This is a genomic window from Bradyrhizobium sp., from assembly GCF_030654605.1.
GTDB lineage: Bacteria > Pseudomonadota > Alphaproteobacteria > Rhizobiales > Xanthobacteraceae > Bradyrhizobium.
Window position 1 is genome coordinate 14,130 of sequence record NZ_JAURXB010000067.1, and the last position, 16,382, is coordinate 30,511.

Here is a 16,382-nt window from a genome sequence, read left to right on the forward strand (position 1 = left end):
GTGATCCAGTATTCCAGAGACGCTGATGCTCAAGCCGAGAAGCCGGGGCGTACTGGATCCCCCGCCTTCGCGGGGGATGACGACCTTTGTTGTAGTTTCTTCGTAGAGTTCCCAAGGGAGGGTAAGAAAGCGCCCTGCAGGACCGATCATAACCGTCATCCAGCCGACACATCCGCGACGCTTTTTCGGGAGGCGCGGGGCTCCCACTGCTTCGGGCGTGTTCCCCTCGGCACCGAATACGTCGTATATTGCCGCCGATTGGAGCCGGTCCGGATAAAAATGCCTTCTGAAGCGCCGCAAAAGACAAGGTCGTTTTCGCTCTCGATCGGTCAGCTGACATTCGGCAGTTTTCTGCTGGTGCTGGCGGCTATCGCGACCACCAGCATCGCCAGCGTCGTCTCCATCCGGCAGATCGATGTGACGTTTGCCGAATTGCAGCGGCTGCGCAGCGTCGGCGACCTCGCCGAGGACATCGACCGGCGAATGAACGAGTTGCGGCTGGCTGCCCGCGACTTCGTGACCGATCCGGGCAACCAGTCGACCCAGGTCGGGGACGCCGCAGCCGCGATGGGCGAACTGCTGAAGAAGACCCGGCTGGAGCTCGCGCCCGAGCAGCAGGACATGATCGACGGCGTCACCGTGCGGTTGTCGACCTATCGAAACGGCATCGAACGGATTTCGTCGCTGATCAACCGCCGCGCCGAACTGATCATCGGCTTGCCGCCGCTGCGTGAACGGTTCGACGCGGCGATCGCGGAATCGCCCGATCCGGTGATCTCCTCGACGTTGTTCCAGGCGCAGAGCCGCATCGCCTCTGCCTTGCTGGCGCGCAATCCGTTCGACGCCGAACAGGCCGCGCAGGGCATGCGGGCGCTGACGATTCCCGATCCGAAGCTTCGCGCCGCCGTCGGCAATTACGCCGACGCGATCATCGCGCTGTCGATCCGCGAACGCCAGATCGCGGATATCGACAAGGAGGTGCTCGGTTCGGAGGGCCGCCTGATCGGGCGCGTCACAGAGCTGTTGCGCGAGGTCAGCGCACGCCGCAGCCATGTGCTGTCCCGCGATCTAGCGAAAACGCTGGCCAGGGACAAATGGCAGAGCATCGTGATTGGCACCGGCGGGGTCCTGATCGGCCTTTGGGCGGCATGGTTCGTGGTGCGGCGGACGGTCCGTCCACTGGCCGCGATCGGAACCTCGATCCGCGCGCTGGCCGGAGGCAAGAAAGACACCTCGATTCCCGCCACCGATGTCAGCAATGAAATCGGCGACATCGCGCGCGCCGCCGAGGTGTTCCGGCGCACCCTGGTCGAGGCCGACGCGGCGCGCGAGGCGGCGGTGCGCGCCTTGGCCGAGCAGCGCCTGGCCGAGGAAAGCTACCGCAAGCTGTTCGAGGGTTCGGTCGACGGCATCTACGTGACGACGCCGGGCGGTGCGCTGCTCAACGCCAACCCGGCGCTGGCGCGGATGATGGGATACGACACGCCGCAGGAGCTGATCGAAGGCATCGGCGACATCGCGGATCAGATCTATGTTCATCCGCAGGCGCGCGTCGAATATCAGAGGCTGATGCAGCGCGACGGCATGGTTCGCGAATTCGAGTATCAGGTCCGCGCCCGCGACGGCAGGGTGCTCTGGCTCTCCGACAGCGCCACCGTCGCACGCGACGAGACCGGCGAGATCGTGCGCTATGAGGGAACGGTGCGCGACATCACCGATCAGAAGCGCGCCGAGGACGCGATCGCCGAGGGCCGGCGGCTGCTGCAGCAGGTCATCGACACCGTGCCCGCCGTCATCAACGTCAAGGACAAGCAGCTGCGCTATGTGCTGATGAACCGCTACATGGCCGGCATTTTCGGCGTCGAGCCCGCGGATGCGATCGGTCGCACCACCACCGACCTGATGTCGCGCTACGGCGCGGAAAAGACCGACGAGAACGACAAGCGGGTGCTGGAGGCGGGCAGGGAGCTCGGCTTCTACGAGGAGGAATACAAGGATTCCTCCGGCAACATGCGGCAATGGCTGGTGAACAAGCTGCCGCTGCTGAACGCCGACGGCGACATCGAGAACATCGTCACCGTCGCGCTCGACATCGGCGAGCGCAAGCGCGGCGAACTGGAGATGCGCAAGGCCAAGGACGCCGCGGAAGCGGCGTTGCGCAATCTGCGCGAGACCCAGAATTCGCTGATCGAGGCGGAAAAGCTCGCAGCCCTGGGAAGGCTGGTGGCGGGCGTCGCCCACGAGGTGAACAACCCCGTCGGCATCAGCCTGACGGTGGCCTCGTCGCTGGAGCGCAAGACCGCGTTGTTCTCCGCCGAAGTCGCGCGCGGCGATCTCAGGCGATCGAGCCTGACCGATTTCCTCGAGACCAGCCGCGATGCGTCCTCGCAGCTGGTGGCCAATCTCAACCGCGCCGCCGAACTGATCACCTCGTTCAAGCAGGTCGCGGCCGACCGCAATTACTCGGACCAGCGCACCTTCGACCTCGGCGACCTCACCGAACAGGTGGTGATGAGCCTGCGGCCGGGCCTGCGAAAGCACAATCTGACGCTGAATGTCGACTGCCAGCCCAATCTCATCATGAACTCCTATCCGGGGCCGTATGGCCAGGTGCTCACCAACCTGTTTCTCAATTCGGTGGCGCACGCCTTTCCGGACGGCAAGACCGGCTCGGTCGATATCCAGGTGCGCGAGTCCGGCAAGGACAATGTCGAGATCCTGTTTTCCGACAATGGCTGCGGCATGAGCCTCGACGTCCGGCGGCGGGCGTTCGATCCGTTCTTCACCACCCGCCGCGACCAGGGCGGTACCGGGCTCGGCCTGCATATCGTCTACAGCATCGTCACCAACCGGCTGGGCGGCCGGCTCGACCTCGATTCGGAGCCCGGCGGCGGCACCCGGATCCAGATCATCCTGCCCCGCGTCGCCCCGCTGGAGCAGGCCGCGGAGTAGCCGCGTTCGTGACCTTGGCCTTACCGCATCATTTTGAAACCACCCGCCCGCACCTGACCGGGCGATGGGCGGAATTGGGACGACGTCGCAAACCGCTGTTTGTTGCCGTCACTCGCGATGCCTGCCGGCCCGCGATGGACGCCGGCCAGCGGAACGGATTTCGGAGTCGGTTTCTCTATCCGGGTCAGCTTGCCATCGAGCTTCGTCGTCGGCCGCTCGCCAATTTTGCCAACGCCGCTGCCGGGCATGTTGGCGATCCTGCCGGTGTCGGCGCCAGTCTTCCCGAGAGTATTCTTGCCGAGAGTGGTCTTGGCGCCGGGCGACGGCAAGGTAACGATCTGGCCGCCGCCTTGCGGCAGGCCCGGCGCGCCGGGAGTGCGTCCGAAATGGTCCTTCGGAGAACCGAAGCCGCCGAGCTTGATCGACGCCGGCGCGAGAATCCGCGTCGGCTGCGACAGCGGAATGAGTTTGGGCTGCGCCGCCATCTTCAGGGCGCTTTGCGCATAGGGGCCGCTGGAGAATTTCTCATAGAACGATTTGTACGCGACGGCGGAATTGGTCTGCACGGCATGATGCCAGGCTTTCGCCTGCATGAGGTTTCCGAGCAGGATCCGGATGCGGTCGCTCATCGGATCGTGCGGGTAGATCCGGATGAACTCCTGATAGGTCTCGACGGAATTTTCCGCCAGCACGTATTCATAGGCCTGGCGCGAGGAGCGCGACGGAAGGTCGCTTGCCGCATACGCCATTTTCATCTGCGCCGGGGTTCTGGTGGCGGCGACGGCGGTGTCGCCGAAGAAATAGAAGTCGCTGGTCAGCGACGAGCTTTCCCACGGGGTCTGTTGCCCGTCGGTCGAACTGCCGACGTCGAGACGAATGCGCTTGAACAGCTGTTCTATGGGAAGATTTTTTTCATTCGCCAGCCGCAGGAACGCCGCGGTGAACGGACTATGGTCGCCGGTGCCGTCCAGCGCTTCGGTGCCCGGTGCGGTCGAATAGGCGACGATCGAGCCCTTCGGCGCGTCGACGATGGCGAGGCCGCGTCCGGCGTCGTTGAGCGAGGGGAACGGATTGTTGCGGCAGGCATCGAGGATGACGATGCGCACCCGGCTCGGAATCGCCTCCAGCGTCGCCATCACGTCGACCAGCCGGAGCGAACCGTTGACCAGGTCGGGCTCGGAGGAAACTTTTGCATCGACCGGCACGAGGTAGTTTTCGCCCGCCAGCTGCACGCCGTGGCCGGCGTAATACACCATCGCCACCGTATTCGGGCCGCGGCCGGCAATCTTGCCGGAAAACGCCTGCACGGCCTGGATCATCTGGTTGTGGCTGAGGTCCGTGGCGGAAATCACTTCGAAGCCGGCGGAGTTGAGAAGTTGCGCGACCGCCCTGGTATCGTTGCCGGGATTGGCGAGCTGAACCGTGTTTTGATATTTCGAATTGCCGATCACCAGCGCGATACGCTGCTCCGGGCCGCTGAGCGCGAGGGAGGTACCGGCGGCGGCCGGTTTCTCTGTGGCCGATGCCGTCTGAGCTTGTGCGGATCGCAACCATCCGGCGGCCAACAGACCGGCCAGGAGGGCGGCTCCGAGCAGAGTACCTTTGAAAAGCGACATGGCATTCTCCCACAGGAAATCTCGACGTGAGATCGACTGCGGGAAGACTAGGGAGCGGTAGTCCCGGCGTATGTGATGTTTATCACGGCCGGAGGATGGCCGCCGAAAAGCGGAAATGTCGGGCTCGCGCTAATCGATGTCGGCGAGTTTGTGCAGCGTGGCGCCGAAAATCTGGCTGGCCTTTCCGACCAGCGCCGTGCCGTTCATGGTGCCGCGGGTGTCGGTGAAGGTGCCGGAGACGCCGATACCGACCGGATTGGGACCGCCGAACAGCGGATTGGCATCGGGGCTGGAGGTGTGGCGCTGGACCAGGACTTCGCCCTTGAAGGTATCGTCCTTCACCGTGTAGCTGCCGGTGTAAAATAGATAAGCGTCGCCGCCGTGGATCTGGCCATCCCGGAACATGATCACGCCGCTGCCCTTGCCCGAACGGCCATCCTGCAGGCTGACGTGGATCGAATACAGACCGTTCTTCATGATGCCCCGATGCCGGCGTCTGTTGCCTCCGGAAGCCGACGGTTCGTTATGCCAAAGCAAGGCACGCAGCGTCAACGCGGCAGAGCTTGACCATGGCCTGAGATCGCTCCGGGCGATCCCTCGCTTTCTGCCAAATCAGGGACGCAGGACGAACGAGGGACCGCTTTCGTGCCGCGCGCCGCTCAGGTGTATTTCGGGTCGCGCTCCAGCAGCTCGACCGAGATGCCCTGCGGCCCGCGGATGAAGCAGATGCGGACGCCCGGCCGCAGCGTCGTCGGCTCCTTGGTGAATTCGACACCCTTGGCCTTGATCTCGGCGGCCACCGCATCGATGTCCTTCACCGCCAGCCCGAAATGGTCGAGCCCCTGATAGGGCGTCACCGGCGGGGTGTGGACGCCGTCGCCCGCCGTCACCGGTGCGATGAATATGTTGGTGCCGCCGAGCTTGACGTCGATCCGGCCGGGGGCGCGGACGATGACGCCGCCGAGAATATCCTCGAACCAGGCCGCGGTGGCCTCGGGATCCGGACTGCGCAAATGGACATGATCCCAGGTGACGATCGGCATCGTTGCTCCCCCGTGTTTTTTAGGCACCGGCCGGCCGGCGCGGTACGTCGGCCGCGGCATGAGGCGGCGCCAGCAATTTTAGCGGCCGCATGCCGGCAACGCCATCCCCTCGCGCTGCGGCCTTCGCCGAACCGGTGCCGTCGCCCATCCCGGAAAATGCCGGAGAGGGGACCCTGCCCAATCCGGCAGCAGCCCCCTGCCCAGGCGGCTCCCCCTGAAGCGGCGCCCGTCGACGGGCTCGAGTTCACGATTAGTTAACCGCTAACGGAAATTGAGGCCCGCGGTTGAACCGTGCGGACGGGCCGAGAACTAATCAGCAGGAACAAATTACGTGATGACCCGTTGAGCGAATGATCTGTGCGGCCTGCATGGATGGAGCGGTGCGGAAATGCCGATAGCGCGATATTTTCTCTTTGTCGGCGGAGTGCTGCTCGCGCTGCTGTTCGGGGTCGATGCCTTCGTGCCGAAGGAGCCGGTGATGAGTTCCGTCGCCGCGGTCGCCGCGCCTGAGGCGAATCCGACCCTGCGGATACGCTCCGACCGGAAATGGCCGGAGCGCGTCGTCTACGATACCAGCCTGCCCACCATCGGTCCCCCGAAGGTCGAGATGACTGCGGCTGCCGTCGTCCCCGCACCGGTTGCGGAAATGCCACCGAAGGCGCGGGTGCGCGAGTCATTTGCGCAATTCAGGCCGGCCGACGACCCGAAGCCTGAGGCCAAGCCGGTTCCGAAGCGCAAGGTTGCCAAGGTCCGGGCGGCCCCGCCGACCCAGCCGATGATGCGCGTCGCGCAGCAACCGCATTTCGGCTTTTTCGCCAGCAATATCTGGTGAGCCTCGAGCTCCATGACGGGCTCGGGATCGCTCGGCGCGCTCGGATAGCCGCCTGACGCGGCTCCACGGACGGCCTGGCCGCGTCGGCTATTGCGGATCAATGTCAGACATGGGCAAGACATGAGGGGCGGTGGTCGCTCCGGGATTCGCGTATGGCGCCCAGTTGCCGTCACCGCAGGCAATGGCCAAGTGGCAAGAACGAGGAGTGCGCCGGAGCCGGCGCGCCGCATCATGGAAACCAAACCGCCTGTTCCGCGCGCGATCCTGGTCGGCGTCCAACTCCCCGGCGTCGACGACGTGATGCATGCCGCGAGCCTCGGGGAGCTCGGCCGGCTGGTGAAGACGCTCGGGTATGAGGTGGTCGGCACGGTGTCGCAGAAGCGCGACGACATCGGCGGCGGCACAGTGCTCGGCAAGGGACGGCTCGAGGAGCTGGCGGCGATGACGGGCGGAACCGGCGTCGTCGAATCGATGGCGCCGGCCCGCAAGTCGAAGGCCCGCGAGCGCTTTGACGATACCGGCGGCAGGAAACCCGCGATAACGCCCGACGAACCCGATCCGCAGCGAAAGCCGGAATTCGTGATCGTCGACCACGAGATCTCGCCAAGCCAGGCCCGCAACCTCGAACGGGCCACCGGCGCGCAGGTGCTCGACCGCACCGGCGTGATCGTCGAGATCTTCCATCGCCATGCGCATAGCCGCGAGGCCAAGCTGCAGGTCGAGATCGCACGGCTGAAATACGTCTCGCCTCGCTTAAGGGAATCCTCGGGCGGCGGCGGGAGGCAGCAGGGGCCTGGTGCCGGCGAATCCGACCTCGAAGTCGACCGCCGCAAGGTCCGCGATCGCCTCGCCGAGCTGAAAGAACAACTGGAGAGCATCCAGCGCGACAGCGACGAACGCCGGTCCGCACGCCGCGACCAGCTCCGCGTCGCCTTGGTCGGCTACACCAACGCAGGCAAGTCGTCGCTGATGCGCACGCTGACGGGCAGCGAAGTGCTGGTCGAGGACAAGCTGTTCGCGACGCTGGACACCACGGTGCGCGCGCTGCAGCCGGAGAACCGGCCGCGCGTGCTGATCTCGGACACGGTCGGCTTCATCAAGAAGCTGCCGCATGATCTGGTCGCATCGTTCCGCTCCACGCTCGCCGAAGCATTGGAAGCCTCGCTGCTGCTGTTCGTCGTCGATGCCTCCGATCCGACCTGGGAATCACAGCTCGAGGTGAGCCGCAACGTGCTCAAGGAGATCGGCGCGGACACCGTTCCGTCGCGCCTGCTGCTGAACAAGATCGATCGCGTCAACGAGGAGGATCGGGCCGCGTTGCGCGAAAAGCATCCCGACGCGATCCTGCTCTCGGCGAGTTCGGCGGCAGACGTGGCCGCGCTGCGCGAGACCATCATCGCGTTCTTCGAGGCGTCGATGGTGGAGGACGAGTTGATGCTGCCCTATGCGAAGCAGGGACTGCTCAGCGATGTCTACGAGAACGCCCGCGTGCTTTCCGAAGACTACGACGCCACCGGCCGGGTCATGAAGGTCCGCGGCCTGCCGGCCGCGATCGCGCGGCTGCGGCGAACGCTGGCGGGCTAGGGCGGCGGCCGGGGTCAGGTCGCGGACACTATCAGTCCGACTCTCATATCCTTGGCGACATACACGCATGTGTCATCGGCAAATACACGGCCGTTCGCAATTCCAACAGCCAGTTTTCCGCGCCTTACCTGGCGCATGCTGACCTCGTATCGCACGCGCTTGACGTCTGGCTTGATGTCTCCCTGGAACTTGACCTCGCCGACGCCGACGGCGCGGCCTTTGCCCGGGGAGCCCGACCAGCCAAGCCAATAGCCGATGATCTGCCACATCGCGTCCAGACCCAGACATCCCGGCATCACCGGGTCGCCGGCAAAGTGGCAGTCAAAAAACCAGAGGTCCGGCGTGATATCCAGCTCACCGATGACATGACCCTTGCCGAATTCGCCACCGTCCACGCTGATCTCGATGATACGGTCCATCATCAGCATCGGTGGTGCCGGCAGCTGGGCATTGCCCGGGCCGAAATAACCGCCCTCGCTCGATTTGAGGAGATCTTCCCTGGTGTAGGACGATTGCGGAGCGTGAAAGTCGCGAGGGTCGGACATGGCTCACCTTTGACGATGTTTGATTGATAGCTGGTCCCGGCCAGCTTTCAAGTCGAGATGCCCGACGTTGTTGCCGTGGCGCTTGATCGAAAAGGCTGCGATAGCATCGCTTCGCCATTCTCATTGTGAGCGCACCGGTTCCGGAGTGCTTCTGCGCGAGTCATCCGCCTGTCGCAAAACCTTCGGCTCAGGGTCAAGTTGCACGGGCAACCTTCGTCACGATTCGACGAGGGTGCCGAAAATGCCGATAGCGATCCACGCGAAGCAGGGTCTGACCCGACGCCAGTTGCTGGTCCGCTCCGCAGCCACAGTTGCGCTCGCGGGAATGGGAGGTCTTGCGAGGCCTTATCTAAGCCGCGCCGCGGACCGCCCACAGATCACCAGCGGAATTGCCTCAGGTGATGTCTCCGCCGATTCCGCGGTGATATGGGCGCGAGCCGACCGACCGGCGCGGATGCAGGTGGAATGCTCGATCGTCGAAAGCTTCAAGACGATCATCCGGGCCGCGTCGTCGCAGGCGCTGCCGGACCGCGACTTCACGTCGAAACTCCTGCTGGACGGCCTGCCCCCCGGGCAGGACGTTTTCTACCGGGTGCGGTTTGAGGATATCGCCGATGCCGGGATTTTGGGTGAAGCGCAGGTCGGTCATTTCCGTACCGCGCCCGTCGAGCGGCAGTCGGTATCGTTTGTCTGGTCGGGCGATACGGCCGGGCAGGGCTGGGGCATCGATCCCGGTCGCGGCGGCATGCGCACCTACGCCACCATGCTCGAAAATCGCCCGGACTTCTTCATTCATTGCGGCGACCACATTTATGCCGACTGTCCGATCGAGGCGGAGCTGAAATTGCCCGATGGCGGTGTCTGGCGAAATATCATCACGGAGGAAAAATCCGTGGTTGCTCAAACGCTCGCGCAATTTCGTGGCAACTACAAATACAACCTGCTCGACGCGAATTTGCGCGCCTTCAATGCGCAGGTGCCTATGCTCGCGCAATGGGACGATCATGAAGTCACCAATGACTGGTCGCCGGCCGGTACCGCCGACGAGACCGGTTACGCCGAGGACGGCAGCTCCCGGCTGGTGGCTCGGGCGACCCGTGCGTTTCATGAATTCATGCCGATACGTGAGCTGCCCACGCAGGCCGCCCGGATCTATCGCAAGGTCAGCTACGGACCACTGCTCGATGTCTTTCTGCTCGACATGCGCAGCTACCGCGATTCGACCTGGAACAAGGGCGATGACCGCAACGATAGCTGCATCCTCGGAGCGGTCCAGCTGGCCTGGCTGAAGCGCGAGCTCGCGGCGTCCGATGCGACCTGGAAGGTCATTGCGGCGGATATGCCGATCGGCCTGTTCAGCGAAGACGGCATCGCGCTCGGCGACGGTCCGCCGGAGCGGCGCGAATGCGAGATCGCCGATCTGCTATCCCACATGAAACGCGTCGGTATCCGGAATGCGGTGTGGTTGACGGCCGACATGCACTACACGGCCGCGCACCGTTATGACCCGAACCGCGCGGTGTATCAGGATTTCGAGCCGTTCTGGGAATTCGTCTCCGGCCCGCTGCATGCGGGGACGTGGGCTCCCGCCCCGCTGGACAATACCTTCGGTCCGGCGGTGATGTTCCAAAAGGGCTGCAGCGCGGAGCAAGGCGAAAACCTCGCGCCATGTTTCGGACTGCAGTTCTTCGGCCGCGTCGATATCGACGGCCAATCGGAGATCATGACGGTGACCCTGAAGGATGTCGACAATCGCGACCTGTGGTCGGTGGATATCGAGCCGCGGCCCGACGCCCGGCCGACACGACGGCTGTCGCAACACTTCTGACCGGCTGCCGTGACGGAAGGGCAGGTACGCCTCCGGCTTTGTCGCGATCGGCGGACAGTAGAAAACCGATGAAAACGGTGGCGATTGGCGCACTCGGAGAGATTCGAACTCCCGACCCTCGGAATCGAAATCCCGCTTTGCGCTTTCCAGTGCTGTCTAACACTATCCAAGATTGCCTACCTAACCCATTGATTCCGTGTCCATAAAATTGACGCCGGTAAAGGTCCTGTCTTAAACAGAAAGGGAACGTCCAAGCCAATCTTGGCGCAAAAGTTTCCCGGGGAGACCGCTTCCCGAACCTTGGAGCCGGAATCCAATGCCCCGCTTTACCGACCGCTTCATTGCGAATCTGAAGCCCGATGGGGCTCAACGCCTTGAGATAAAGGACGACGGCTGTAAGGGGCTGGCAGTGAGGGTCACCGCCTCTCGTAAGACGTTTTGCTTTCGGTTTAAGCGTAACGGGCGGATGTATCGCATAACGCTGGGAGAATACCCCATAATGACGCTCGGGCAGGCCGTGGTCGCCGCAAACCGGCGGGCCGCCGATCTGCACGACGGCCGCAACCCCATCGCTGAGGCCCAGCGGGAAGAGCAAGCCGCTAGGGCAGGCGCGGACGAACTGACTTTCAACCGGCTCGCGGACCGCTACCTGAACGAATATGCCAAGCCCCGGAAGAAGTCCTGGAAGGACGACGAATGGGTTTTGAAGCGCGCCCGGGCGGAATTCGGCCCTCGGGTAGTGTCGACGATCACGCGAAAGGAATTGGTAATCTTCCTCCGGGGGCTTGCGGCAACGTCTGTCCGGAACTGCAACAAAACGCAGGCCTCGCTCTGCACTATGTACAATTGGGCCAATCTCGAAGACGAGACAATCATCAATCCGCTCGCGCGTATACCTAAGATCGGTGGTAGGGAACGGGAAGAGGACCGCGTTGTCAGCGACGCAGAACTGAAGATCGTATGGCCCGCGCTGAGTGCGCCGCCGGAAGACTCAATGTCCGTCGCGGTTGGAATGGCGCTCAGATTGATTTTCCTGACCGCTCAGCGGCCCATTCAGGTCGCGGGTATGCGCGTTGACGAACTCGTCGATCTTGACGGGGATGCGCCGCGCTGGGAATTGCCCGCCTCCCGAATGAAGCGGCCGAAACCTCACTCTGTCCCACTGAGCGCTGACGCCGTGGGTATTATCAAGGCTGCTCTGGCGCTTCGGTTCTACGACGACAGCCCATTCGTTTTTCCGTCAACCCGGGGAGGGGGTAACAAGTCAATTGATCGACATGCCCTTTCGCAAGCTGTGCGTCGATTGCGCCGAAAGCTGGGAATGGCCGAATGGTCTCCGCATGACGCGCGAAGGTCTGCCACGACTTGGGCACGAGCGTCGGGGATAGGCAGGGATGTCACGGAAGCTCTCACCCATCATGCCATAGTCGGGAGCGGCAAGGCATACGACCGATACGACATGCAGGCCGAAAAGCGGGAAGCGGTAGACGCCATTGCGCGTTACGTCGCCCGCGTCACTCATTTGGATGAGGTTGGCTTAATCGATCTTCAAGCAGCGTGATCTGTCCTTTAATTCCCTAACCTGTGTGTCCATTAAATAGACAGTCGAAAACGACCTCCCATATAGTGAAGTAGTTGGAAAGAAGTGTTCGCCTCGCGGTCAAACGCGCAGCGCTTCTATAGCCATCAACAAATAGCCCGGCACGCCGGATCGACCTAACAAACCTGCAAAGCATTTGCGCTGCGGGCAGCGGAGACTCATGCCATGCCTATCGCCGAAACGACGGAACACCGTCCTTCATTCTCAGAACGTCACGTTGACAAACGTAGCCCGGCAGCATTAGCCGGAGAAACTGCCCTTACTGTCGAAGAGGTCTGCACAGCCCTTCGCGTTAGTCGCGCTTGGCTATACAGCCCTGCGGGGCGCGCCGTGGTAGGGGACGGCTTCAAGTTGGGTGGATCGCGCCGCTATCGTTCTAGCGTCATCGCCGCTGTCCTCTCAACCTAACGCATGCTTGAGGCACGTGCGGTCACCCAGGCTCACCGCCTGACCGCCGCGCTCAGCAACACACCCACTGATCCGCTTCTCTGTCGCGCCGTTCTCGCGCGCGGGTGAAGAGACGCGCGACGATCTTATACCGGACACGACCCATGACCAATTCACATAAGCGCTCGCGGGTGGAACTGACCCGCGAAGCGGATCGTATCCTGCTCGCCGACGATCCTGCTTTCTCTCTCGAAGACGTAATGCGCGTTGATAACGTTCACGTTAAAGTCCCGCTCCGCGTCGCCAAGGAATCCGGCGTGTTGCTCGACGGGCCGCTGACCGGAGAGACGACTACACACCCCGGTATGGTTTCCTTCGACGATCCTGCTCACGACGTCCTTGACGAAACGTTCCGGCGCAACGCGCTTGCAATCTCTGCGATTGAGCTTGAAGCGACTAGCAGGCGCAAGGCAGCGCGCCAGTTTTTCGAGAACGGAGACTACGCGGGGGCAGAAATTGCATTTGCCCAGGCTAGCGAACTGCAAGCGCTCGCCCGCAGTACACGCCGTCATGTCAACCGCAACATCCGCTTGTTCGGTGACCGTCTCGCGGGCGTGATGGGGGCAGGAGATGTACAAGCCGCTGAGCGGCTGTTAGTCGAGGCGATTACTTCGGACACGGACTACGCGATGAAACTTGCTTGCGTTCGTGCTCTCGTAGAGTTGCAGGCGCTGATTCCGAATGACATCAGTCCCTGCCATCTGTTCGGTGCCACATGGCTCGCGGCGCGCACCGGCTTGCCGGATCGTGCCGCTCAGCGCCTCGTCAAAGACGCTCGCCAGATCGAGTCGGGCGTGGCTGCATTGCTGATCGAAACCGAATACGGCGGACGAATGGAACTGCAAGCCTTGATGGCCGAAACTCCGTCGTACCGCCGTGACGCGCTTAAAGCGTTAAGCGAGTGTCTGACCGAACGCCGCATTGGACATGCAATCGAGCGGGAAAGCAGACGGCGCAAGATTTCGTTGGCTGAGCTAAGGATTCTAGACGATATCAATCGCAACATAGACGCAATCCGGGAAGAGCTGGCGGACATGTCGGTGAAGGCGGCAACGTCGTGGTTAGCGAAGCGGTTAGACGAATACAACGCGCGGCTAGACCTTAGCGACCAGCGCGGTCGAAAGACCGCCGCTAGGGTAAGCCGCTTAAGCGCGGCTGTCCGTGACAGGAGCGCCGCATGATCGACACGACCGGTTTGCGCCGCAACGCGAACAAGGTACACGCAATAGCGCTCGCCAAGATCGGCGTCGCTGTGTTCCCGAGCAGCGGCAAGGTTCCGCTGATCCCCAGGTTCAACCAACTCGACACCACCATCAGCTCCGAAGATCGCGAAGCCGCCGCCGCCAAGTTCCGCGAGAAGAACGACGGCAAGGACCCGATTCACGTCGGCGCGACCAAGGACCCCGAGACAGTCAAACGCATGTGGCGCGCTCACCGCGACGCTGTGCCTTCGATTGCCTGCGGCCCGTCCGGTCTCGTCGTGCTCGACGCCGACCAAAAAGACAATGGCCCCGAACTCATGGATGCGCTGTTCGAACAGAACGGCGGCGTCCCCGCTGGTGCTCCCGTGCTGCCGACGAAGTCGGGCGGCAAGCATTTCGTGTTCGCCGATCCTGACGGCACCTACACCAACCGCGCGGGCCTGCTCAAAAAGAACTACGGCGCCGACGTTCGTGGCACGGGCGGGCAATTCGTTGCGCCCGGTTCGATCCGCGAGGACGGCAAGACATACGGCACCGAGAAAGACCTTGCCGCGTTCTGTCGCGCCATCGCGAACAAGACGATCCCCATGCTTCCGGGTTACGTCAGCGAGCTTATCGGAACGACGCCTGAAGGCGAGCCTTCTCTTGGCGACAGTGATCCCGTCGTCAGAAGCCTCATGGTGCAGTTAGGAGCAGAGAATTGGCCGGACTTTGAACTGACGTTCGATAGCAGTTTGGGGCGCTTCTGCCTCGAATGCATTCGGGAGCGAGCGCCCGAGTTTGGAGACCTGTACGACCGGCCCACGGATGATCGTTCACAGAATCGCTTCATGGCTTGTCGATACCTTGTCGCCGCGTTCCCCGATATGACCGTGACTGAATATGCAGCTTTCTTGGAGGCTTGGGATGGTTCAGGGGAATACGACCACCGACAGATTGCGCGCGAGTTCGCGAAGGCGAAGCGCAAGCCGATGTCTATCCCTAGTAACGGCGCAGCATTCGGCGCTGTAGAGGATGATGAGGAAAACGAACTGAAAGCCGTTCAGTCTAGCCGTAAGCCCGCGCGTTTCGTCTTTCTTGAGGACATTCGGGGCGCGACTCTGCGTTTGCTCGATTGGTGCATCAAATACTTCATTGCACGCGGCACAACATCAATCGTTTCGGGCCAATGGGGCGCGGGTAAGACGGCGGTGTTCGTCGACATCGGACTGCATATTGCGCACGGGTTGAGCTATCGTGGTCGCAAGGTAAAGAAGTCGGTTTGCGTTTATGTGGCGCTAGAGAACGCAGAGGACGTTGAGCGGCGCGTTCGGACATGGTGTGAGTCGATGACGCAAGCGGGGAACGAGTTGAGCGACGGCGGTGCGTTCGTCGTGCATCGGGGGCCGTGTCGGCTGTTTGATCCGAGCGGGAAAGCTACGCGCGACGAAAAGGAGCTAATCGAGATCGCGAAGCGTGCTTCAAAACATTACGGCTTGCCCGTCGGAATGGTCATTGTTGATACGCTCTCGCAAGCTCTTTCGCCGGGCGACGAGCACAGGGACGGCGCGAAGTTCACTGCGGCGTTGCATCGGATCGCAAACGCGACCGGGGCGAACGTTACGGCTCTGCATCATCCCACGAAGGCGGGCCAGGACGTTCGCGGCGACGGCGCGTTCCAGGGCAATGTTGACACCATCATTGTAGTTTCGAGGGACAGCGCCGGGAAGGGCACCATCGCGGCCGGTTCGAAATTTCGAATCGGCAACCCGGCTAAGGTCAAGTTCGGTTATCGGTTGAAGTCGTTCGTCATTGGTCGGGATGATGATGGGGACGACATTGAAGTCGTGCTTGCTGTTGAGCCGGCCGCTCCCGACTTGTCGGTGACGGACGATGATGATGACGAAGCAGTGACCCTCGCACCGTCTGACCGTCGCGAAGATCGCATTCAAGCGGTCATTGACGTTTTCGACCGTGAGGCGGAACGACAGAAAGCTGATGACGAAAGTCTGCCCGCCGCTCGGAAGCGTCTCGAAATGCAGTCCGGTGAAATCGAGCGAGCCGTCCATGCGCGCCGCCGGACGGATGGTCTTAAAGCCTTGGGGCGCTCAACCGTGCAGGACCACATTCGGGCAGCCGTTGAGGCTGGCAGGCTTGAGGCGGTCGGGACGAAGGCACGGCCGTTGTACCGGCTTGGTTAGCTCTTGATGAAAGGTGATCTGGCGGAAATTGGGCCGCCAGACCTGCGCGGATAGCGACACCACAGAGCATTTAATCCATGTCCGCTTTGTGCCATGAAGCGACATGGTCGGCGTTTTGCAGCTGATTTTTGCACGGGCCAATGGAATTGTTGGATCGAATTATTAGCGCAGAGTTGTTGAGTTTTGCCCGTCACTATCGGCGGTTGGGACAGTTGGAAGCTAACCAACTATTGTCCGCCGCACCTGTGATGCAGGGACCGAACGGACCGTGATAAGCGTCGGAATCTTTTGAGGGCGGTCCCGTGTAAACGCCGCCGCCGGGGCCAGTATAGAGGCCGCCCCCCGGTCCTGTGTACAAGCCCCCTCCGGGGCCGGAATACATGCCGCCGCCCGGCCCAGAATAAAGGCCGCCACCGGGACCAGAATAAAGGCCGCCACCGGGGCCGGAATAAAGCCCTCCGCCCGGTCCAGAGTAGAGACCGCCGCCGGGACCAGAATAACAAGCACCTCCGGGGCCGGTGTAGCCAAAGCATCCAGCTGCATTTGCTGGGCT

Annotated in this window: 11 protein-coding genes; 7 read left to right on the plus strand and 4 right to left on the minus strand. The window is 62.6% G+C overall.

Translation table 11 applies throughout. The features are described 5' to 3' along the window. Nucleotides 1-279 precede the first annotated feature (279 nt). Entirely contained in the window at nt 280-2,952 is a 2,673-nt protein-coding gene (locus tag Q7U29_RS06500) for a PAS domain S-box protein (RefSeq protein WP_304739678.1), read from the plus strand. 20 nt (nt 2,953-2,972) lie between these two features. Here Q7U29_RS06500 and Q7U29_RS06505 read toward each other — a convergent pair whose 3' ends face one another. The 3 genes from Q7U29_RS06505 to Q7U29_RS06515 all read right to left on the minus strand — a co-directional run bounded on the left by Q7U29_RS06505 (nt 2,973) and on the right by Q7U29_RS06515 (nt 5,611). Further along, nucleotides 2,973-4,568: a caspase family protein gene (locus Q7U29_RS06505; protein WP_304739680.1), complete on the minus strand. Its 1,596-nt coding sequence runs from the start codon at nt 4,566-4,568 to the stop codon at nt 2,973-2,975. A 129-nt stretch (nt 4,569-4,697) separates the two neighbouring features. Continuing rightward, complete coding sequence (locus Q7U29_RS06510; protein ID WP_304739682.1) at nt 4,698-5,045, minus strand: GrlR family regulatory protein; 348 nt, start codon at nt 5,043-5,045, stop codon at nt 4,698-4,700. 182 nt (nt 5,046-5,227) lie between these two features. Further along, entirely contained in the window at nt 5,228-5,611 is a 384-nt protein-coding gene (locus Q7U29_RS06515; RefSeq protein WP_304739684.1) for a VOC family protein, read from the minus strand. Between the two features lie 388 nt (nt 5,612-5,999). Between Q7U29_RS06515 and Q7U29_RS06520 the strand changes: the two genes are divergently transcribed. Further along, entirely contained in the window at nt 6,000-6,443 is a 444-nt protein-coding gene (locus Q7U29_RS06520) for a hypothetical protein (protein ID WP_304739686.1), read from the plus strand. A 231-nt stretch (nt 6,444-6,674) separates the two neighbouring features. Then, nucleotides 6,675-8,027 (plus strand): GTPase HflX, encoded by a 1,353-nt coding sequence (hflX, locus tag Q7U29_RS06525; protein ID WP_304739688.1) that lies wholly within the window; start codon nt 6,675-6,677, stop codon nt 8,025-8,027. A 14-nt stretch (nt 8,028-8,041) separates the two neighbouring features. On the opposite strand, the gene fabA is transcribed toward hflX, so the two are convergent. Next, nucleotides 8,042-8,572 carry a bifunctional 3-hydroxydecanoyl-ACP dehydratase/trans-2-decenoyl-ACP isomerase gene (fabA, locus tag Q7U29_RS06530; protein WP_304739690.1) on the minus strand — a complete coding sequence of 177 codons (531 nt, stop codon included), beginning with the start codon at nt 8,570-8,572 and terminating at the stop codon, nt 8,042-8,044. 241 nt (nt 8,573-8,813) lie between these two features. Between fabA and Q7U29_RS06535 the strand changes: the two genes are divergently transcribed. From Q7U29_RS06535 to Q7U29_RS06550, 4 genes are all read left to right on the plus strand, one after another. Beyond that, a complete protein-coding gene (locus Q7U29_RS06535) occupies nt 8,814-10,400 on the plus strand; it encodes an alkaline phosphatase (RefSeq protein WP_304739700.1) in 1,587 nt (528 codons plus the stop codon). Nucleotides 10,401-10,716: 316 nt separating this feature from the next. After that, complete coding sequence (locus Q7U29_RS06540) at nt 10,717-11,961, plus strand: site-specific integrase (protein ID WP_304739692.1); 1,245 nt, start codon at nt 10,717-10,719, stop codon at nt 11,959-11,961. Nucleotides 11,962-12,551: 590 nt separating this feature from the next. Beyond that, nucleotides 12,552-13,628 (plus strand): hypothetical protein, encoded by a 1,077-nt coding sequence (locus Q7U29_RS06545; protein WP_304739694.1) that lies wholly within the window; start codon nt 12,552-12,554, stop codon nt 13,626-13,628. Beyond that, a complete protein-coding gene (locus Q7U29_RS06550) occupies nt 13,625-15,829 on the plus strand; it encodes an AAA family ATPase (protein WP_304739696.1) in 2,205 nt (734 codons plus the stop codon). Before Q7U29_RS06545 ends, Q7U29_RS06550 begins: the two co-directional genes overlap by 4 nt. Nucleotides 15,830-16,382 lie beyond the last annotated feature (553 nt).